A 20,258-nucleotide genomic window follows, 5' to 3' on the forward strand; every position below is an offset into this window, starting at 1 on the left:
GTTGTGCCGGTACGGGTACGAGACGCGCGGCGTGACGAGGCCGCCGATGCGGCGTTGAGCCAGGGAGGCGTAGCGATGACCGAGGTTGCACGCGAGGGAGCCGAGACCGTGGTGGCAGACGACGCGGGACAGGCCACGGCGGACACGTCCGGGCAGGCTGTGGTCATCGCGTTCGGGCAGACACTGAAGACGCTGAGGGTGCGGGCGGGCCTGGAGCGGGAGGAGTTCGGACGGCGGATCGGATACTCGGCGTCCACGGTCGCATCGTACGAGCAGGGGCGGCGGATCCCCTCATCCAGGACGATCGAGCGGGCGGACGAGGTCCTGGACGCGGGCGGGTTGCTGACGGTGTGGAAGGAGCAGGTGGAGCGGGCTCAGTATCCGGTGTTCTTCCAGGGGATGGCGACGCTGGAGAAGGAGGCTCTGGAGCTGCTCATGTATGACACCCATGTCGTCAACGGCCTGCTGCAGACGGAGGAGTACATGAGGGCCCTGCTCGCCATGCGGTGCCCTCCCCTTGACCAGGAAACGATCGAGCAGCGGGTGACCGCCCGACTGGCCCGGCAGGACATCTTCGCCCGTCGACCCGCACCATTGCTGAGCTTCGTGATGGACGAGGCGGTGTTGCGACACCGCTACGGCGGCAAGAACGTACTACGCGGGCAGCTGGAGCATCTTCTGCTGATCGGCGACAAGCGGAACGTGGAGATTCAAGTCATGCCGATCGATTGCGAGGACAACGCAGGTGTGAATGGACCGTTCACGGTCCTTACACATAAGGACAGCAAGAAGTTTGTGTACTCGGAGGCACACGCGACCAGCACCCTCGAGACCGACTCGGAGCAGACGGTTCTCGCCGCCGCCCGCTATGGGATTATCCGATCGCAGGCTCTCACTCCGCGAGAGTCGCTGAAGTTGATCGAAGGGTTGTTGGGATCGCTATGAGCAACGCTGAGTCCTCAACCGTCGCGTCCGACCTCGCTTGGTTCAAGAGCAGCTACAGCGGAACCGAAGGCGGTCAGTGCGTTGAGATAGCTGCGGACACGCAAGCTGTGCACATCCGGGACTCCAAGACCGTGGCCGGACCCGTCATCCGCGTGTCACGTGAGGCGTGGGCAGGGTTCCTCGGGGAGGCCTGACGGTCGTACGTCAAGCGTGAGCCCTGCCGCCCGATCACGGACGGCAGGGCTCACGCACACCGCTACCTGGGCAGGTAAGGACTCGGCTTGCCGTACCAGCTGATCCGCAGGGTGTCGCGGGCGCGGGTGGCCGGCGACGGTCAGCCCGGACTCGGTCGCCAGGTAGTACATGACCTGGTTGACGGCTTCGCGGTCGGCGACGCACACCGCGATGTTGCCGCGGGGGGCGCGGACCTTCGGTTCTGTACGGGAGTCGTCACCGGTGAAAGCACGGTGCGCCGGCCCGACGGCTCCGTTCGAATATGGCGAAGCTCCGGGGCGGACGGCCTGACGGAGTCGTCCCGCACCGGAGCCTCAGCGGGCCGGCGGTCCCTGCCGGCGGGTTATGCGTAGTCGATGTCGATGTTGCCGGCGTCGGAGTGCGCGGTGATCGCACCCTGTCCGGTCGAGCTCTGGGCGACCTTGACGGACTTCTGGCCGGCGTCGGTGTCGGCCTGCACCCGGTACTGCTGCCCGGTGTGCGGCACCTTCACGTTCACGTTTCCGGATTGGGCGCGGGCCGTCACCTGAGCCGGCGCCCTGACGAATCCCATGCTCAGATTGCCGGCCTGCGAGGTGGCCGAGGCGGACGCGGAAGCCAGGCCGTCGGCGGTGATGTTGCCGCTCTTGACGGAGGCCGACAGCCGGCCGGCGGCATCGGTGACCCGGATGTCCCCGGAGTCCGTCTTCAGCTGCTGGTCCCCCTGGACGGCCTGGGTGCTGATCACCCCCGCCTCGGTGGACGCGTCGACCTGTACGGAGCTGGGCAGCTGGACCTTGTAGTCGGCCGAGCAGTGCCGGCCGTCGCACTTGCTGGTGATGCGCAGGACGTTGCCCTGCCACTCCTCCTTGAACACCGGACGGTCGTCCGTCCAGGTCAGGGTCCGGCCGATGCCGACCTGGCCCTGTTCACCACGGGTCAGGGTGATGTTGCCGCTGTCCAGGTCGAACTCGATCCGGTCGATCCGGTGGTGGAAGGAGAGCTGCTTGGTCTCGGTGTGGGTGGGTCCCCGGCCCACGCAGCCGACCAGGGCGGCACCGCCGAGGACCAGGACGGTGCCGGTCAGGAACACCTTCCGGGCGATCGCGGGCAGCCCCGTGGACCCGTTCTGTGACGACATGCTTCTCCTTCACCCCTCCAGGAATTTCAAGACGGCCAGGACCCGGCGGTGGTCGTAGTCGGCCGGTGGGATGTCCAGTTTGCTGAAGATCCCGTTGATGTGCTTGGCCACGGTGCTCTCGCTCACCACCAGAGCCGCCGCGATCCCGGCGTTGGACCGCCCCTGCGCCATCAGGACGAGCACCTCCCGTTCCCTGGCGGTGATGCGCTCCAGCGGATCGGCCTGCTTGCGGATCAGGAGCTGGGAGACCACCTCCGGGTCCAGGACGGTGCTTCCTTCGGCCACGCGCCGTACGGCGTCCAGGAATTCGTCCACGTCGGCGACCCGGTCCTTCAGCACATAGCCCAGTGCCCGGGTCCGACCGGACAGCAGCCGTGTGGCGTACCGCTCCTCGACGTACTGGGACAGCACCAGCAGGGCGACGTCGGGCTGGCGTTCGCGGATTTCGACCACGGCCCGCAGGCCCTCGTCGCGGAAGCCCGGGGGCATCCGGACATCGCTCAGAGCGAGGTCCGGCCGGTGCTCCTCGACCTGGGAGATCAGCCCATCGGCGTCGCCGACCGCGGCGACGATCTCGTGTCCGTCGGCTTCGAGCAGCCGCACGATGCCTTCCCGCAGCAGCACCGAGTCCTCGGCGATCACCACCCGCATGGCAGTTCCGCAGTGATCACGGTCGGGCCGCCGGCCGGACTGTCGACGTGCAGCTTGCCGTCCACCCCGTGAACGCGCTGCATGAGGCCGCGCAGTCCGCTGCCGGCCTGCTCGCCGGCGCCTCCGCAACCGTTGTCCGTGACTGTCACCCCGTTTGGAATCGTCGTGATGCTCGACCCGAACGCCCACCTCGGGGGCCTGGGCGTTCTTGGCGACGTTGGTCAGCGCCTCGGAGACCACGAAGTAGGCCGTCGCCTCGATAGCCGCAGACGGCCGGCGCGGCAGGTCGACGTGCAGGCTCGCCGGCACCGGCGAGCGCGCCACGATGCCCGACAGGGCTGCATCGAGTCCCAGATCGTCCAGTACCGCCGGGTGCAACCCGCGCACCAGCTGCCGCAGATCGGCCAGGGTCTGTTTGGCCTGTTCATGCACCTGTGCCAACGCCTCCCTGGCGGGCTCCGGCATGTCCTTGACCGTCTTTCTGGTGATGCCCAGGTTCAACGACATGGAGACCAGCTGCTGTTGCACTCCGTCGTGGAGATCGCGCTCGATCCGGCGTCGCTCCGAGTCGGTGGCTTCGACCACCTGGGCGCGTGCCTCGGTCAGGGTGAGCACCTGCTCGGACAACTGGTTCATCCGGTGCCGCGGGCTCGGGCCCAGCAGGTTCCCGGCCAGCGCCACATCCACAAGAGCCAGGCCTCGCGCGAGGTTCAGCAAGAGCGGCAGGACGCAGATCCCGGCGAGCGTCAGCACCACGAGGAGAGCCTGGTGAAGGCCGAGGACGTACGGCAGGCTACCGCCGATGCCGGTGGTGCCGAGGCAGACCGTGCTCAACGCCAGTCCGGCCACCCAGAAGGCGACCAGCGCGACGGAGCCGAGCAGGCCCAGGGCGCTGGAGACCACGTGGTACCCCAGGCGCCGCCAGGTAGTTGAGGTACGGACCTCGGCCATCACGCGCCGGGACCAGGTGATGCCCTCCGTCCTTGAGCGCTCCACCACCAGGTCGACGTTCAGCAGCGCGGCGAACCTGGCGTGCTGCAGCTCGGCGAACTGCCGCGAACACCAGAACAGGGCCGCGAGGACCGGCAGCACGGCCACCCAGGTCAGCGCCAGCCCGGCCGCCAGCCCGCCCAGGAGCAGCAGGGTGCCGATGGTCACCAGAGCGATGGGCAGACCCGACAGGACATGCAGAACGATCAGCCAGGTCCGTGCCGACCAGGGAGCGCATAACACCCGGGGAACACTGTCGGCGACGCGACCGGTCCGCTGCACTTCCATGGCACCCGTCACCCTGCCCGTCTCCGCCTTCCGGTTCCTGAGCGCCGGCCCGGCCTGCTCCGCACCGTCCGTCACCGTACGTCGTCGAGTCTTGCCGATCGGGTCGGATCCGGTCAGGCAAGCAGACACCCGTTCCGAGGGTGGTGCTGGGTACAGGGTCCCGCCCCCGCTCTGACATCGGTCCTGGTCACCGACGTGCTTGTGCGCCGGGTCGGGCGATATCGAGGAAATATGAATCCCGGTTGCAGCATGTCGTCCCCCACAGGACCCGCACCGTCTGGACGTCGTCCACCGCGGCCTGCCGGACGAGCAGACCGCCCTGTGGTCGCCGGCCTGCTCCGCGAGGCGATCCCGAACGGCGGGTTGCTCGATGACTGCCACCGGACCGGATCACCGGACGGCTTCACACAGCACGTCCTCCATGCGGGCGACCACTCTCGGTCATTCCCTGGGTCAAGGGCCTGCCGCTTCCGCCCCTGGAAAAATACCCGGTAGGGTATGTCTGGCGGCGGCTCGCGCCGAGGCGTCACCGTCCTCGTCGCACCCCGTCGACCTCTCGATCCGCCACGCCGTCCGCGGTCGACCGGACGTCGGCAGCGGTCGGCGCCGACGCGAAAGGCCCCGGCCATGACCGGCAGCGCAGCACACCGCCACAGAGTGGACATACTTCGGCAGCCGTCCGCGAGCGACAGCGGGCCGCGGTCGTGAGCGCCTTACCTGCACCGGCCGCCCCGGCACTGCTGGAGCGCATACGCCGGGGGATCATCGGCGACGACGTGGTGCTGGACGGCCCCTACGGTCCGAAGCGCATCGTCTACGCCGACTACACCGCCTCCGGCCGCTCGCTCGACTTCATCGAGGACTTCATCCGCGAGCAGGTGCTGCCGGGTTACGGCAACACCCACACCGAGAGCTCCCGCACCGGCCTGCAGACGACCCGGCTGCGCGAGGACGCGCGCCTCGTCGTGCGGGACGCGGTCGGCGGCACCGAGGACGACGTCGTCATCTTCTGCGGCTCGGGGGCCACCGCCGCCGTCAACAAACTGGTCGGCATCCTGGAACTGCGCCGCCCCGACCAGCCGCCGCCGGCCGAGCGTCCCGTGGTGTTCGTGGGCCCCTACGAGCACCACTCCAACGAACTGCCCTGGCGCGAGTCCGTCGCCGACGTCGTGGTGATCGACGAGGACGCCGACGGTCACATCGACCTGGGCGCGCTGGAGGCGGGCCTGCGCCGGTACGCCGACCGCCCGCTGCGCATCGGCAGCTTCTCGGCCGCCTCCAACGTCACCGGGATCCTGACCGACACCGACCGTGTCACCCGGCTGCTGCACGCGCACGGCGCCCTGTCGTTCTGGGACTACGCGGCCGCCGCTCCCTACGTCCCGATCCGGGTCGCCGAGAGCGCGCCGGGCGCGGACGACCACAAGGACGCGGTCTTCCTGTCCCCGCACAAGTTCGTCGGCGGCCCGCAGACCCCGGGGGTCCTCGTCGTACGCCGGGACCTGATCCGCAACCGCGTGCCCACCGTCCCAGGCGGCGGCACGGTCACCTTCGTCGACCCCCTCGCCCACCACTACCTCGACGACCCGGTCGCCCGCGAGGAGGGCGGCACCCCGGCGATCGTCGAATCCGTCCGGGCGGGGCTGGTCTTCGCCCTCAAGCAGGCCGTCGGTGCCGACACCATCCAGGCCGCCGAGGAACGCCATGTGCGCCATGCGCTGACGCGCTGGGCCGCCAACCCCCGCATGGAGATCCTCGGCAACCGGCACGCCCGCCGGCTGTCCATCGTCTCCTTCCGCATCCGCCACGGCGACGGTTCCCATCTGCACCACAACTACGTCGTCGCCCTGCTCAACGACCTGTTCGGCATCCAGGCCCGCGGCGGCTGTTCCTGTGCGGGGCCGTACGGCCATCGTCTGCTGGCGATCGACTCGGCCACCTCGCACGCCCTGCTCGGCGAGGTCGCGCGCGGCTGCGACGGCATCAAGCTCGGCTGGATCCGCGTCAACTTCAACTACTTCATCAGCGACACCGTCCGCGACTATCTGGTCGACGCGGTCGACCTGATCGCCGCGCACGGCCACCGGCTCCTGCCCGACTACCGCTTCGACCCGAGCACGGGCCAGTGGCACCACCACGCCGCTGCCGCCGCCGACCTGCTGCGGCTGACCGACGTGCGCTTCACGGACGACGGACGGATCGCCGCCCCGGCCGCCCCTCGTCGCCGGCTGGGCGAGGACGCGCTGGCCGGTCAGCTCGAACGGGCCCGCGAGCTGCTCGGCTCCCGCTCCGGGCGGCTCGACGAGGGCCCGACCGGGCTGTCCGCCGACTTCGAGCGGATGCGCTGGTTCCCGCTGCCTCCCGTCTGCCTGGAGCGGGCCCGGCGGACCCCGCTCGGCACCGGCTGACACGGATACCCCTCGGGGTATCCGTGCGGTGGGGCGGGGCGGACGTCGTCCGGCCTGCGGAGCGTCCGTGCGGTGTGCGCGGGCGCTCCCGTGGCGCGCGGTTCAGCGACTGCGCAGGGCGGCGAAGACGGCGTCGAGATCGGCCGCGCGCGGACGGTTGTGCGGCAGCCTGCCGAGCACCGCCGCCATGCCGCAGGTGTCGGTGAGCGCGGAGAAGACCAGGCCGCCCGCGATGCCCGCCGACAGGATCTGGAAGGCCGGGTGCACGAGCAGCCCGAGGGCGATCCCCGCGAGCACCAGCGCTCCCGCGGTGAAACGGACCTGCCGCTCCATGCTCCACCCCGCCCGGGTGTCGCAGGTCGCGGGCCGCTCCAGGTCGTGGCCCGCGGCGGCCCAGGCGCCGGTGCCGCCGGCCAGGGTGGCGGTGCGGACGCCCTGCTCGGCCAGCAGCCTGCCGGCGTTCTCGGCGCGGGCTCCGGAGGCGCACACGAACACGACGTCGCCGCGCCCGGCGGCGTGCCGCAGCTCGGGGAGGGCGTGCCGGATCCGGTCCAGGGGGATGTTGAGGGCTCCGGGCAGGTGACCGGAGGCGTACTCGCCGGGGGTGCGCACGTCGATGACGGTCAGTTCGGTGAGCCGGGTGCGCACCTGGTCGGTGCGGAGGGTGACGGGAGCATGGGCAGAGGTCATGGCAGTGAGATCCTTGAAGGTCGACGCCGTCCCGAACCGGGACGTACAGTACCCCTAGGGGTATGGCCGAGGAGCGATGGTGGAACTGGAACTCGCGGGTGCGGAGCTGAAGTCCGTCCTGAACCGTCTGCGCCGCGCGCAGGGCCAGATTGCCGGTGTGATCCGGATGATCGAGGAGGGTCGCGACTGCGAGGACGTGATCACGCAGCTCGCCGCCGCGTCGCGGGCGCTCGACCGCGCCGGTTTCGCGCTCATCGCCACCGGTCTGCAGCGATGTGTCGCCGACATGGAGTCCGGCCGCAAGAACGGCGAGGATCCCGAGCAGATGCGGGCCCGTCTGGAGAGGCTCTTCCTGTCACTGGCCTGAGGCCGCAGGCGTGAGGCCACAGGCGTGAGGCCGCAGGTGCGTGGTCGCCGGTGTGGTCGCCCGTGGGTGGTCGCCGGTGGGGGACTCGCCCGGGACGGCGGCCGGCGGTGCATCAGAGCACCGCGTCGATCATCATGAACCCGGCCACGGCCAGCAGCACCAGGGCGAAGGCGCGCTGAAGCGCGCCCCCGGACAGTTTCGCGGCCAGCCGCCTGCCGTCCCAGGCACCGAGGATCGCCGCCCCGGCGAAGGGTGCGATACGGGCCCAGTCCAGGCCGTCCGCGGTACCGGCCCGCATCACCAGCGCGGCCAGCGAGTTGACGCTGATCACCAGGAGGCTGGTGCCCACCGCGTCCCGCATCCGCATGCCGAGCACGCTCACCAGCGCGGGAACGGCGAGGAAGCCGCCGCCGACGCCGAGGACACCGGTGACCGATCCGAGCCCCGCACCGGCGGCCGCCGCGCGGCCCGGCCGCACCGGTACGACGCTGTCCGTCGCGGGACGGGGCCGCAGCATCCGCACCGCGGCCGCCCCTGCCACCAGGGCGAAGGCCGCCGTCAGAGCGTTTGCGGGCAGGTGCCCGGCGAGCGCGCCGCCCAGCATCGCGGGCACGGTTCCCGCCGCCGCGAACAACAGGCCGGTCCGCCACCGGACATGTCCGTCCCGGGCGTGCGCGGACAGCGCGGTGGCCGAGGTGACGCCGACGACGACCAGGCTGGCGGTGGTGGCCGCGACCGGGGTGAAGCCGAGCAGATAGATCAGGGCCGGGACGGCCAGCACACTGCCGCCGCCCCCGAGCGCGCCGAGCGCCAGGCCTATGACGGCCCCGGCGACCAGGGCGCACAGCACAGCGCTCACGCGACGGTCCCGTTCCCGCCCCGTGCGTCGACGACGGGCAGCCCCGCCCCGGCCCAGTCCCGCATGCCGCCGATGACGTCCACGGCGTCCGCTCCGCGCGCGGCCAGCAGCTCGGCCGCCTGCCGGGAACGGTTGCCCGAGCGGCAGATCACGACCAGCGGGCGCGCCTGCGCGGGGGCCGGCAGCCCGGCTCCGGCGGACAGCAGGGACAGCGGCAGATGCACCGCTCCCGGCACATGCCCCGCCTCCCACTCGGCGGGTTCGCGCACGTCCAGCAGGACGGCGCCCTCACCGGCTCGGCCGGCCGCCGCACGGTCACCGGCCGCCGCGGCCGTCCCGTGGCTGCCGCCCTCCTCGGCGGTGCCGTGACCACCTGCCTCCGCGGCAGGGCCACGACCGGAGTCCCCGGCGGCCCTCCCGTGGCCGGTGCGGGCGGCGGCCTCCTGGACGGTCACCCGGCCCGGGCTGTGCAGGTCTCGTCGGAAGATGCTCATCGCGGCTGTGTGCTCCTGTCTGCCTGGTCGGTGCGTCGGGTCGTCACGGACGTGTCCTGCATCCGGCGCAATCAGCCGGTGAGGACCGTGAGCCCGGCGTCCTCGGCCGCGCCGAAGACGTCGTCCACGGCGACGACGTCGCGGCCGGCCGCGTCCAGCAGGGAGGCGGCGACGGCGGCGCGCATGCCGCCCGCGCAGTGCACCCACACCCGCCCCTGCGGTATCTCGCCGAGGCGGCGGTGCAGGGTGTGGACCGGCAGGTGGACCGAGCCCTCGATGAACCCGCCCGCGCGCTCGGACGTGCGCCGCACGTCGAGGACGACGACGCCGTGCGCCGGGTACTGGCCGGCGAGGTCGGCGAAGGTGGCCCGGGGGAAGGTGGCCAGGGGCTCGTCCCGGCGGACCCAGGAGCGCGGGTCACCGGTGGCCGCGGCGGCCGGGCGGTCGATGCCCACGCGGACGAGTTCACGCTGGGCCGCGGCGAGCTGCTCGGGGGACTCCGCGAGCAGCGTGACCGGCCTGCCCCACGGGATCAGCCAGGCCAGATAGGTGGCCAGCTGGCCCTCGGCCTCGAAGTTGAACGAGCCGGAGACGTGCCCGGCGGCGAACGCGACCCGGTTGCGCAGGTCCACCACCCACTCCCCCGCGGCCAGCCGGGCGGCTATCTCGTCCGCGTCCGCCACGGCGGGCGGCGTCAGGTCGACGGGCGCGGGTCCGGCGGCGTTGGCCGGTCCCATGTGCGCGTAGTACGCCGGTATGTCGTCCAGAGCGGCCAGCAGGTCGGCGACGAAGGTGTCCACGTCCCGGGTGAGGGCCTCGTTGGACGCCCTTTCCTTGCCGATGGTGGTCGCCTGCCCGTGTGCCTGGGAGGACGAGCAGAAGCTGCCGAAGCCGTGTGTGGGCAGCACCGCCGTGTCGTCGGGCAGCTCGGCGGCCAGGCGGTGCACGGAGGCGTGCTGCGCGCGGGCGAGGCGCTCGGTCAGCCGCGGCTCCACGAGGTCGGGCCGGCCGACGGTGCCCATCAGCAGGGAGCCGCCGGTGAACACCGAGACCGCAGCGCCGCCCTCCTCCAGCACGTAGGAGGTGTGGTGGGGCGTGTGCCCGGGTGTCGCCACGGCGCGCAGGGTGAGCCCGTCGGCGGCGTCGACCACCGTACGGTCGCCGTCGTCGACCGGTGTGCGCTCGAAGGAGACGCGGGCTCCGGCGGGGACGAGGTAGGCGGCGCCGGTGACCCGGGCCAGCTCCAGACCGCCGGTGACGTAGTCGTTGTGCAGGTGCGTCTCGACGACGTGCGAGATCCGCACCCCGCGCCGCGCGGCCGCCGCGATCACCCGGTCGATGTCGCGCGGTGGGTCGACCGCCACCGCCGTACGCCCGCCGCCCGCCAGGTAGCTGCGGTTGCCGAGACCCGACACCTCGATCGTGTCGACGAAGAACACCGGGTGACTCCCTTCCGTCGAAGAATTACCCCAGGGGGTATGCCGTCGACGGTAGCATGAGTACCCCCGGGGGTATTTTCGAAGGCGGAGAAAGCCCTGTGGATCACCTCGTCGTGTGTCGCGGGTGGGGAGGCGTACGAAGCAGGAGCGGGCATCCGGGAGGCCGACGGCAGTCCCGGGGAGGCGGACCCGGCCGGAGCGGGAGCCTTCGCGCTGCGGACATCAGGGAGGCGGGCAACAGTCTCAGTGGACAGCGGGCCGAACCGGAGCCGGAGCCCTCGGCCTCCGGTGGGCCCGTACGACATCTCGGCGAGCACCATGCGCACTTCGGTGGGCCCGTACGACACCCCGGTGGGCCCGTGCGGCTTCGGTGGCCGCCGGGGTCGGCGCCGGCTGGTTCAGGCGATGGAGTCCGGCCGGATGAGGGACGCGTCGTGGCGCCGCTCATCCGGCCGGAGGCGGAAAGGGCCGGGACCACCCCGGGGGCGTGCCGTCACGGTCGTGACGGCACGCCGCTGGGCGTGGCGGGCCCGCTCGGGTACCGCGGGAGCGCGGCGCGATCACCGCGGGACCCGGCACGGCCCGAGGCCGCGGCCGGGTTGCGCGTCAGTCGCAGGCCGTGGCCGACCGGGCCCGGTCGATGATCGCGACCGAGTCGGACCACATGATGGCGGTGACCGGCGGGCAGTTGACGGCCATGGAGTCGCGGCTCTCGATCTTCACGGGGCCGGCGTAGTCCTTGAAGGTGCCCTCGTCGGTCTTGCATCCCAGGGCCACCAGGCCCGCACAGAGCTTCAGCTTCATGTGCTTGGCGGTGCCCAGGTTGTTGTCGAACACGGAGCAGACTCCGTGCACCCCGCCCACATACTTGGTGTAGGTGAACAGGGTCCCGAACCGCCGCGAGTCGGGAAGCTGCTCGGCGTTGTCCAGCTTGTAGCCGCTCCCGCAGAGAGTCGCCGCCGCGGCGACGGCAACGGGGTTCGCCCCGGCGACCGCACGGGTGCGCGCGTCCCGGGCACCCTTCGCCGAGAGCTGGACATCGGTACCGGCGATGTGCTGTTCGCCAGCGGAGGTCACGGAGGCCGCGGAGGCGTTCTGGGCGATCGCCTGCGGGGCGACCAGGGCCGTGGCGGCGATGGCCGCACCGACGGCAGCGGCACGAATCAGAGTGCGCATGGACGTGTTCTTCCCTTCGGGACGTCCTCGGCGCGGTTGCGCCAAAACGTCCTTTGTCCGTGGGTGAGTTGACTGGGATCGAGCGGGCACGGCCCTCTACGGAGAGGCTGGTGCCGTGCCGTTTGCAGGCCCACGACCGGGCCGGTGCAGGGCGGAAGGGCCGATGCAGGCGGAAGGGCCGATGCAGGGCGGACGGGGCCGGCGCGGCGCGGCGTCGGCCCATCGCGGACGACCGCACATGGCCGGGCGCGATGCCGCAGGCCGCTCCGGTCCGCTTCCTTGCGGTCACCGGCCGGGCAGTGTCGTGGAACGGGGCGTCTGCCCCTCGTTCTCAGGAGTGCCGCATCGAGCGGCGCGTCGTGCGCGGCTTGTGTCCCGCGTCGGCACATGGCTGGTTCGGTGGCGTGGTGATGCGCCCCATGACGTTCCCCCGTCGTTGATCAGCGCGCGTTTCGGCAGGTTGGTCAGGCTGCCCTACGCGGCGGTAACCATAGCCGGGGACCACTCCGGAGCGTCAAGGACCCTTGCGGGTGGCTTGATTGCGCCCATGCGGCACCGGGGCACCGGAATGTGGAGTTCCGTGGATGTTCCAGCAGTTGTGTGAAGGATTCATGGGTGCAGTCGGGTCGCATCCGACAGCCTGTCGACCTTTCCATGTTGACTTGATTTCGCCATAACCGGCCCCGGTTCAACCCTCGTTCGGCCCCTCCCCCGCTCCATACCTGGTCACCGGCCCGAACGTCCCATCGGCGCGCCCACTGTTTTCAGTCAATGCCGATCTCGACAAAAGGGTCCCGTCCGCTTCCGCTTCACAGATGGTTCACAGCTCGGGCGGGGGATCTTGCCGGACCAACGGGGCCCGCCGGGTGCATTCCGCTTACCAGGGCGACTTTGCGCCACTGGCAGATATACCTCTTGCTGCCGCTGTTTCCGGTGTGGCTACAGTGACGCGCCGCCCCGCCCTGCGCATCGGATCGCAGCTGTCCTGGCCGGGGCGTCGGTCATCCACCTGCCGCGACACCCGGGCGCGGCCATCGGCACCGTGGCGTCAGCACTCCTCGCGATGTCACGCCTCCTGACACACCCCTAAGGAACGCTCATGCGTAGCGCATTGACCGCTGCCGGACTCTCCTCGGCCGCCGTCGCCCTCGGCGTCCTGCTGGCCGGCCCGGCTGCCGCGGCAGCCACGACGTCGCAGTTCGACGTCGTCTTCCCCGGCCAGAAGCCGCAGACCCAGTACTACGTGGAGAACAGCACGGCCTCCAAGGACGGGAACATCGCCGCGAAGTCGGTGATGTCCTGGCAGATCCTCGACGACCAGGTCATCGACAACTCCAAGCGTTTCACCAGCTTCAAGATCACGACGCGGTTGGAGGAGCGCCTCACCAAGACCACCGAGGACCACGTGGTCACCAGCAAGACCTGTGATCTGACCAAGCTGGTCAACGACAACTACACCTGGTTCCTGAACGAGCCCGTGAACACCTGTGCCGCCCCCTCCGCCGTCTACGACGGCGAGGTGTTCTGGTCGGCCGACGCCACGGTCGTCTACGACATCGAGGGCGACGGCCATGGGCCCATCACCAAGGAACTGACGGGATCCCCGCTGGTCCACGGGTAACGGGTCGTCCCTGCACGGTTCTTCAGCGCCACACCGCACGACCGGCCGGCCCTGACCAGGCCGTTCCCGGCAGCACAGCACCCGTCCGTCCCACCGGCCGTATCGGCCGGGGCGGGCGGGCAGTCGTGCCCGCTCAGGGCACCAACCGACTGACACGGGGGATCTCTCTTGAGACCGAGAAAGCGAACACTCGCGCCTCTGGCCGCCGTAGCGGCCTGTACCGCGCTCACCGGCAGCCTGATACAGACCGCCCCTGCCGTCGCGGCGCCACACCCGGGTTCCGCACGGAGCCATACCGCACCGACGCCGCCCGGACGCGTGACGCATCCCGACAGCCTGCTCGGCAAGGGCTGGAAGAGCAGCGGGGACCGGGCCGTGACCGCCGCCGCCGACACCGGCGGGCTGAAGATCCTCGTGGCGGACAGCAGCCGGGCGTACGCGTGGAAGACCGCCGCCGAGCTGTCCGAGCCGGGTCTGACGGCGGACTCGTGGATCGGCAACCAGTGCGTGATGGACCGCGACCACGTCGCGGCCGTGTACGCGCCGCGGACCTTCACCAACAAGCCGGACCTGATGCAGGGCGGCGCCTTCGCCGCCATCGTCAACACCGGCAACGGCCAGGTGACGAAACTGCCGTTCACCGTGTCCCTGGCCTACTTCGACCCCTCCTGCAACACCCGCACGCACACGGCCGCGTTCAGCGCCTTCCGGAACGTCAACGACCCGTCCCTGACGAAGACCCGTGTGCTGACCGTCGACACGGCCGGAAAGTCCCTGGCCGAGGCGGCCGTCAAGGGTGAGATCACCAGCGCCGTGCCCGTCGAGGACGGGGCGGTGGCCGCGCGCGGCCACAACCTGGTCCACATCGACCGCTCCGGCAGGGTGAAGGACCTCGTCACCGGGGACAGCGTCCCCTTCGACATCCGGCCCGCGCAGGGCGGGAAGATCGCCTTCGTCGACCGCAAGAACACGAAGACCGCGCAGGCCAAGGTGTGGTCCGGGCACGGCAGGCCGGCCCTCGTCGCCGCCGGGAAGCTGGGCGACCTCGACCTGATGCCGGGCGAGACGGGCCGGGTGTTCCTCACCGGTCACCCCGAGGGAGCCCCGAAGGTGCGGGGCACCGGCGTCACCCGGATCGACGCCCCCGCCGACACGGACATCTCCACCCGGGGACGCCTCGCGGTCGAACCGGTCCTGACCCCGGGCGTCCGCGCGGGCCTGGCACACATCAAGAACGCGGGCAAGGGGTTCACCAGGACCGAGCCCGCCCCGGGCGGCACCAGGCCGACCCCTGAGACCGTGGCCGCGGACCAGCCCGTGACGGTCACCGGCACGGCCACCGCCACCGGCGAGAAGGTCACCCTGTCGGTCGCGGACACGACGGCACCGAACGGGAAGAACCCCTCCCCCGCGCTCGCCGTCGCCGGCGGCAGGGCAAAGGGATCCTCGGTGGCGCGGGTCAACGACCCCACCGCGAAGGTGGACCCGCGGGACACCGACCGCATCTGCGCCATCTCCCGCAACGACGTGAACGCGCAGGCGCTGCAGCCGACGCCGAACCAGGTCGAGTGGGCCGTCGACATGGCCGTACGCGGTCAGCTGCGCTCCCAGTACCTGCGCCAGGGCGGCTACCGCAGCCAGTCCGGCCTGGGCACGATCGACCCGCAGGGTCTCTTCCCGGTGCCGACGCTGACGGGCGGTGACGGCAAGGGGCGTATCCCGGCGAACGTGCTGCTCGGCATCATGGCGCAGGAGTCCAACCTGTGGCAGGCCGAGGGCGGTTCGATCCCCGGCCAGATGGGCAACCCGCTCGCCGCGATGGACGGCTACTACGGCCGCAAGGCCGTCGAGGACGACCCGGACGCCTACTGGAAGATCCACTGGGACAAGTCCGACTGCGGTTACGGCGTCGGTCAGGTCACCGACGGCATGCGCCTGGCCGGCCACGAGAAGGTGGACGACAACGGGCACAAGGAGCAGGCCCTGTCCCCGGCCCTGCAGAAGCTCGTCGCGATCGACTACGCCACGAACATCGCCGCCTCGATGAAGATCCTGGCCGGCAAGTGGAACGAGGTCCACACCCCCGGGCAGACGGTCACCGTCAACAACGACGACCCGTCCATGGTGGAGAACTGGTTCACCGCCGTGTGGAACTACAACCTGGGCTTCAACCCGGTCTCGGACGCGGGCAAGAACTCCGGCCACTGGGGTCTGGGCTGGTACAACAACCCCGCCAACCCGCTCTACAAGAAGAGCTGGGGCCACCCGTTCATGGACACCGACGTGGACGGCCCGGCCGCCAACAAGGACGCCGCGCATCCGCAGGACTGGCCCTACGAGGAGAAGGTGATGGGCTGGGCCGCCTGGTCCATGGACACCGGCTTCTCCTACGGCACCGACGGCAAACAGGACTGGCTCGGCGACTCCGGGTACAACACGGCCGGCTTCCAGCCCGCGTGGTGGACCAGCAAGGACTACCGCAGCCAGGTCTCCCCGCCGCTGGACGCGTTCTGCAACACCAAGAACAACTGCGACCCGAACGTCCCGCCGAACTGCCCGAACAAGGAGTGCTACAAGCAGTACTGGTGGAACCAGCCCAACGTGACGTGGAAGGCCCTGTGCGCCACCACCTGCGGGCACGAGAACATCAAGTACCAGACGCTGATCTCGGAGCCGGGTCAGGGCCACCGCCTGCAGACCGGCACCCCGGTGTGCACCGGCGCACCGACGGGGGCGAAGGTCGTGGCCTCGGTGCCGGACGGGACACCGACATGGTCCGACTGCGGCCCGGTCAAGTCGGCAGGCACCTTCGGGTTCCTCTTCCAGCCCGACTCCGACGTCCATTACGAGGGCAAGGAGGACCTCCACCAGGTCGGCGGCGGCTACGGCGGCCACTACTGGTACGCCCACACCCGCGACGCGCAGCACCTCGGCGGCGACGGCGGCCGGATGACCATCACCGGCGCCTGGACCCTCGGGCAGGACCTCGGCTGGGCACGGGTCCTGGTGCACCTGCCGGACACCGGCGCACAGACGAGGCAGGCGAAGTACCACGTCCTCAACAGCGACAGCAAGAGCCCCGACCGGGACGTGCAGCAGCGTGCCGGACGCTGGGTGAGCCTGGGCGCCTTCCACTTCACCGGACGGCCGACCGTGACGCTGTCGAACGCCACCGACGACGGCACGGCCGACGAGGACATCGCCTGGGGCTCGGTCGCGTTCCAGCCGCTGCCGGGCAAGCCGAAGAACGTGGTCGTCGCGATGGGCGACTCGTACTCCTCCGGTGAGGGCGCCTCCGAGGGCGACCGGGACTACTTCCCGGAGACCAACTACCGCGACAAGCTCGACGACGACGCCCGTGACGCCTGCCACCGCTCCACCCAGGCGTGGTCGCGCCAGGCGACGCTGCCCGGGGCGTCGAAGTCCATCGGCGCGCTGGACGACGCGCTGGACCCGGCCATGGACTACCACCTGATCGCGTGCTCGGGTGCCCGCACCTACAACGTTCTGCCCAAGAAAGTGAGCCCGGCCGACAGTGCTCTGTCGAAGGGCGAGAGCCAGAACGGCGAGGAGCCCCAGATCGACAAGGGCTATCTGGACCAGAACACCACCCTGGTCACGATCTCCATCGGCGGCAACGACTCCCGGTTCGCCCAGATCGTCCAGAAGTGCCTGCTGTCCATCGGCAACGGCAGTTGCCAGGGCGAGACGTTCGACAAGACGGACGACAGCGTCAACGGTCGGGACAAGCAGTTCCTCGGACAGCCGCTGGAGACCGCCGTTCCGGGCCTCATGAACCAGGTCGTCCGGCCGGACATCACACGGGTCCTGAAGGAGATCCACATGAGGGCCCCGAACGCGAAGATCGTCCTGATGGGGTACCCGCCCCTGTTCTCCGACAAGGGATCGTGCCTGAACATCGGCTTCAGCGGCATGGCCATCGGCCTGTCCGAGGCGTCCGCGGGCTGGCTCGACGACACCGCCGACACGTTGTCGACGGCGATGCAGGGCGCGGTCGACGACGCCAAGGCCTCGGGCATCAACGCGTGGTTCTCCAACCCGAAGGCCGACTTCGCGGGCAAGGGCGTGTGCGGTGACCCGGAGCAGATCCACGGCATCGTCAAGACGCTGGTGAAGTCCGACGATCCGGTCAAGGACTGGCCGCTCGTCAACCAGTACGGCCTGTCGGCCCAGTCGTTCCACCCGAAGATCGGGGGCGCGCGCCTGTACGCGAACGCCCTGGAACGCACGATGGCAGGCATGGGCCTGTAACCGTCCGAGTTCTGAGTACGGGTACTCATGCCCGGCCCGGCCGTCCTGGTGGACAGTGACGGCCGGGCCGGGCGTACGACGAGAGAGAGGCAGCTGCGGATGAGAGGCGGACAGGCATGAGGGCCTTCGCGCGGCGCACCGCCGGCCCGAAGAGCGTGTGGGGATCGTTGGCGGTCGTCGTCCTGCTCGCCGTCTCCGGCTGCTCCACGACCCCGGACCGTGCCGTCGGCGAGAAGCAGCTGCGCGAGCTCGGGGAGAGCAGCCGGGCGGTCCAGGCCCGGGAGCGGGCGGAGCAACGGCTTCGGGACGTGGCACGGGCGTACACCGACGGCACCCACCTGTCGCCGGGCCTGGTCGTGGTGCACGACGTGTGTGTGCCGGGGTCGGGCCCGGGCTGGTTCTTCCAGCAGAAGACCGACAACTACAAGATCGCCTGCTCGATGAACATCATCGCCTACTACGGCGCCGACCCCCAGCACGTGGGCGACGTACTCGACAGGATCCTGACGGCGGGTGATCATGCCCGCTCCCGGCCGGGCGGGTCCGCAAGTGCCGTTCCGTTCAGGCACGACGACTACGGCAGGCGGCTCGTCGCCTACTACCGGGGTCACGGTCCGAACCCCCAGGGCCCTCAGGCTCCGGAGCCGACCCAACTGGCCGCGTCCGGAAAGACGTTGACCTGGGACACGACCCGGGGCGGCGCTTCTGGGCGGACGGTCGAGGAGCCCTACGCCGGCCTCGTCGACGATCCGCCGGTGTCACGCGTGGTCCGTGACCCGAAGGCCGCCACGGTCGCCGCCGTCCGGAAACGGTACGGCCTGGTGTTCAGGCTCGAACTCCCCTACCGCGACTATTTCGCCGTGCTCAAGAACGGCCGGACCCGTACCGAGGTGCCCGGCTAGCCCGTGGGCGCCGGCACCCGCTCCCGCCACGGGATGCGCAGGGCCGCCGCGGTCACGATCAGGGACGAGGCCGCGACCGTGGCCATGCCCAGGGTCAGGCCCCCGGCACCCGCGACGAAGCCGACCAGCGCGGGGCCGGCCAGCAGCCCGGTCGTCCCCATCGCGGCGACCAACGCCAGGGCGTCCGAGCCGCGTTCTGCGGCGGCGACGTACACGCACGGGGTCACTGCGGCCGCTCCCAGGCCCACGCAGGCGAAGCCGAGCAGGGTGGGCACCACCCCGCCGGCCGACAGGGCGAGGGCCAGGCCGGCGCCGGCCACGGCGCTGCCGGTGCGCACCACACGCCCGTCGCCCCACCGGCTGCGCCAGTGGTCCGCGCGCACCCGGGCCAGCAGCATCATGACCGAGACGACCGCGATGCCCATCGGCGCGACCGCCGAGGAGGCCTTGACGACGTCCTTCAGGTAGAGCGTCGACCAGTCGTTCATGGCGCCCTCGGTGATGGTGCCGAACGCCATGGCGCAGCCCATCAGCAGGGTCGTCCCGGCCGGCACGGCCCAGCGGGACCCCGTCTTCGGGGTGTCCACCTGTGCGGGTCCCGGTTCCGTGTGCCGGAGCAGGCCCTGGCGCGCGTACCCGAGCAGCAGCAGCAACAGCGCCGCGGCCACCGCGAAGTGGGCCGGAACCGACGAGGTGACGGCGGTGGCGCCGGAGGCCAGGAGGGCGGCGGCGAGCAGGCCCGCGCTGAACGTCGCGTGCAGCTGGGACATGGCGGTGCGGCCGTACGCCGACTCCAGCGCGGCGCCCTGGGCGTTCATCGCGACGTTCAGGCAGCCGACGGCGACGCCGTCGCCGCAGATGACCAGCAGGGCGAGCGGGTAGTCCGGCACCACCGACAGGGCCGCCAGCAGCGCCACGAGGCACAGCGCGGAGACGAGGGACAGCCGCCGGGAGCCGAGCCTGCGCATCAGCACGGCCACGAGCGGGAACGAGGCCGCCGCGCCCGCGCCGCAGGCCATCAGCAGCAGCCCCAGCTCGCCGGCGCCCAGGTCGAGCCTGGCCTTCAGTGCGGGCAGCCGGGCGGCCCAGGTGGCGTACTGGAGGCCGAGGAAGCAGAACAGCGCCGCGATCGCCCACTTGGCACGCCGGAAACCGGGGTCCTCCATCAGCTCGCCTCCCGGTCCGCGGCCAACCGCGCCGACATGTACACCGCGTCACGGCCGTAGCCGGCCGGCGGCCGGGCCTCGTGGTGGGCCCGGTAGCCGTTGGCCCGCCAGAACGCTTCCCTGCCGCCGACCGCGATCAGCGACATCGTCTCGAAGCCGCGCGCGCCGGCCGCGTCCGTCAGATGGCGGACGAGTCTGCTGCCCAGCCCCCTGCGCCGCAGGGGCGCGCTGATGACGAGGTCGTGCAGATGAAGGTTGGGCGAGCGGTGGGCGACCCGCTCCGGCCGGGTCAGGTCCGGGTAGCGGAACATCGGGTACGGCAGGGCGAGGACGTAGCCCGCGACGCGGCCGTCGAGGTCCAGGACGAAGCAGGTGCCGGCCGAGACCCGGGACCGCAGCGCGGCCTCGCCCTCGGTCAGCGAGGTGTCCGCGTACGCCCCGGCCTCCAGCGCGGCGACCTCCGGCCAGTCGGCCTCGGTGACGCCCCGTATCCCGGGGCGGCCGGCCTCGGTGACGCCCCGTATGCCGAGCGGGCCGGCTTCGGTGGCGCCCCGCACCTCGGGCCGGTCGGTCTCGGTGACGCCCCGTATCCCGGGACGGTCGGTCTCGGTGACGCCCCGTTCGGGGTCTCTCATG

Annotated in this window: 16 protein-coding genes and 1 pseudogene; 7 read left to right on the forward strand and 10 right to left on the reverse strand. The window is 71.1% G+C overall.

Annotation, left to right across the window (positions count from 1 at the left end; all coding sequences use genetic code 11):
* The first annotated feature begins 75 nt into the window (after positions 1 to 75).
* Both ACFZCP_RS10820 and ACFZCP_RS10825 read left to right on the forward strand, forming a co-directional pair.
* Positions 76 to 945: a Scr1 family TA system antitoxin-like transcriptional regulator gene (locus tag ACFZCP_RS10820; RefSeq protein WP_391426020.1), complete on the forward strand. Its 870-nt coding sequence runs from the start codon at positions 76 to 78 to the stop codon at positions 943 to 945.
* Positions 942 to 1,139 carry a DUF397 domain-containing protein gene (locus ACFZCP_RS10825; RefSeq protein WP_391426022.1) on the forward strand — a complete coding sequence of 66 codons (198 nt, stop codon included), beginning with the start codon at positions 942 to 944 and terminating at the stop codon, positions 1,137 to 1,139. Before ACFZCP_RS10820 ends, ACFZCP_RS10825 begins: the two co-directional genes overlap by 4 nt.
* A gap of 383 nt (positions 1,140 to 1,522) precedes the next feature.
* Here ACFZCP_RS10825 and ACFZCP_RS10830 read toward each other — a convergent pair whose 3' ends face one another.
* From ACFZCP_RS10830 to ACFZCP_RS10840, 3 genes and pseudogenes are all read right to left on the reverse strand, one after another.
* The gene (locus ACFZCP_RS10830; RefSeq protein WP_391426024.1) at positions 1,523 to 2,299 is read right to left on the reverse strand and encodes a DUF4097 family beta strand repeat-containing protein; all 777 of its coding nucleotides are present in this window, start codon (positions 2,297 to 2,299) and stop codon (positions 1,523 to 1,525) included.
* Between the two features lie 9 nt (positions 2,300 to 2,308).
* Entirely contained in the window at positions 2,309 to 2,950 is a 642-nt protein-coding gene (locus ACFZCP_RS10835; RefSeq protein WP_391426210.1) for a response regulator, read from the reverse strand.
* Between the two features lie 372 nt (positions 2,951 to 3,322).
* A pseudogene (locus ACFZCP_RS10840) lies at positions 3,323 to 4,228 on the reverse strand (sensor histidine kinase); the annotation flags it as partial.
* A 704-nt stretch (positions 4,229 to 4,932) separates the two neighbouring features.
* On the opposite strand from ACFZCP_RS10840, the gene ACFZCP_RS10845 reads away from it, so the two are divergent.
* Positions 4,933 to 6,636, forward strand: a complete 1,704-nt coding sequence (locus ACFZCP_RS10845) for an aminotransferase class V-fold PLP-dependent enzyme (RefSeq protein ID WP_391426026.1) — start codon at positions 4,933 to 4,935, stop codon at positions 6,634 to 6,636.
* Between the two features lie 102 nt (positions 6,637 to 6,738).
* Here the strand turns inward: ACFZCP_RS10845 and ACFZCP_RS10850 are convergent, their stop codons facing one another.
* Complete coding sequence (locus tag ACFZCP_RS10850; protein ID WP_391426028.1) at positions 6,739 to 7,326, reverse strand: rhodanese-like domain-containing protein; 588 nt, start codon at positions 7,324 to 7,326, stop codon at positions 6,739 to 6,741.
* A 79-nt stretch (positions 7,327 to 7,405) separates the two neighbouring features.
* Here ACFZCP_RS10850 and ACFZCP_RS10855 point away from each other — a divergent pair, with 79 nt between their 5' ends.
* Positions 7,406 to 7,693 (forward strand): metal-sensitive transcriptional regulator, encoded by a 288-nt coding sequence (locus ACFZCP_RS10855; RefSeq protein ID WP_362685290.1) that lies wholly within the window; start codon positions 7,406 to 7,408, stop codon positions 7,691 to 7,693.
* 112 nt (positions 7,694 to 7,805) lie between these two features.
* Here ACFZCP_RS10855 and ACFZCP_RS10860 read toward each other — a convergent pair whose 3' ends face one another.
* The 4 genes from ACFZCP_RS10860 to ACFZCP_RS10875 all read right to left on the reverse strand — a co-directional run bounded on the left by ACFZCP_RS10860 (position 7,806) and on the right by ACFZCP_RS10875 (position 11,661).
* Positions 7,806 to 8,552, reverse strand: a complete 747-nt coding sequence (locus tag ACFZCP_RS10860; RefSeq protein WP_391426030.1) for a TSUP family transporter — start codon at positions 8,550 to 8,552, stop codon at positions 7,806 to 7,808.
* Positions 8,549 to 9,007, reverse strand: coding sequence for a rhodanese-like domain-containing protein (locus ACFZCP_RS10865; protein ID WP_391426212.1), 459 nt, complete (start codon positions 9,005 to 9,007; stop codon positions 8,549 to 8,551). Before ACFZCP_RS10865 ends, ACFZCP_RS10860 begins: the two co-directional genes overlap by 4 nt.
* 110 nt (positions 9,008 to 9,117) lie before the next feature.
* A complete protein-coding gene (locus tag ACFZCP_RS10870) occupies positions 9,118 to 10,485 on the reverse strand; it encodes a rhodanese-like domain-containing protein (RefSeq protein ID WP_391426033.1) in 1,368 nt (455 codons plus the stop codon).
* A 606-nt stretch (positions 10,486 to 11,091) separates the two neighbouring features.
* Complete coding sequence (locus tag ACFZCP_RS10875) at positions 11,092 to 11,661, reverse strand: hypothetical protein (protein ID WP_391426035.1); 570 nt, start codon at positions 11,659 to 11,661, stop codon at positions 11,092 to 11,094.
* 1,099 nt (positions 11,662 to 12,760) lie between these two features.
* On the opposite strand from ACFZCP_RS10875, the gene ACFZCP_RS10880 reads away from it, so the two are divergent.
* The 3 genes from ACFZCP_RS10880 (at position 12,761) to ACFZCP_RS10890 (ending at position 18,456) form a co-directional block, all read left to right on the forward strand.
* Complete coding sequence (locus ACFZCP_RS10880) at positions 12,761 to 13,282, forward strand: hypothetical protein (RefSeq protein ID WP_362701112.1); 522 nt, start codon at positions 12,761 to 12,763, stop codon at positions 13,280 to 13,282.
* Positions 13,283 to 13,600: 318 nt separating this feature from the next.
* Positions 13,601 to 17,554, forward strand: coding sequence for an SGNH/GDSL hydrolase family protein (locus ACFZCP_RS10885; RefSeq protein ID WP_391426038.1), 3,954 nt, complete (start codon positions 13,601 to 13,603; stop codon positions 17,552 to 17,554).
* A 116-nt stretch (positions 17,555 to 17,670) separates the two neighbouring features.
* Positions 17,671 to 18,456, forward strand: a complete 786-nt coding sequence (locus ACFZCP_RS10890) for a hypothetical protein (protein ID WP_391426040.1) — start codon at positions 17,671 to 17,673, stop codon at positions 18,454 to 18,456.
* Here the strand turns inward: ACFZCP_RS10890 and ACFZCP_RS10895 are convergent.
* Both ACFZCP_RS10895 and ACFZCP_RS10900 read right to left on the reverse strand, forming a co-directional pair.
* The gene (locus ACFZCP_RS10895; protein ID WP_391426042.1) at positions 18,453 to 19,622 is read right to left on the reverse strand and encodes an MFS transporter; all 1,170 of its coding nucleotides are present in this window, start codon (positions 19,620 to 19,622) and stop codon (positions 18,453 to 18,455) included. The two genes, ACFZCP_RS10890 and ACFZCP_RS10895, sit on opposite strands and share 4 nt — an antisense overlap.
* Entirely contained in the window at positions 19,622 to 20,257 is a 636-nt protein-coding gene (locus tag ACFZCP_RS10900) for a GNAT family N-acetyltransferase (protein ID WP_391426044.1), read from the reverse strand. The genes ACFZCP_RS10895 and ACFZCP_RS10900 overlap by 1 nt, the downstream gene beginning before the upstream one ends.
* Position 20,258 lies beyond the last annotated feature (1 nt).

Origin of the sequence: Streptomyces sp. NPDC007971 (assembly GCF_042958635.1) — a bacterium.
In the GTDB taxonomy this organism is placed as follows: domain Bacteria; phylum Actinomycetota; class Actinomycetes; order Streptomycetales; family Streptomycetaceae; genus Streptomyces.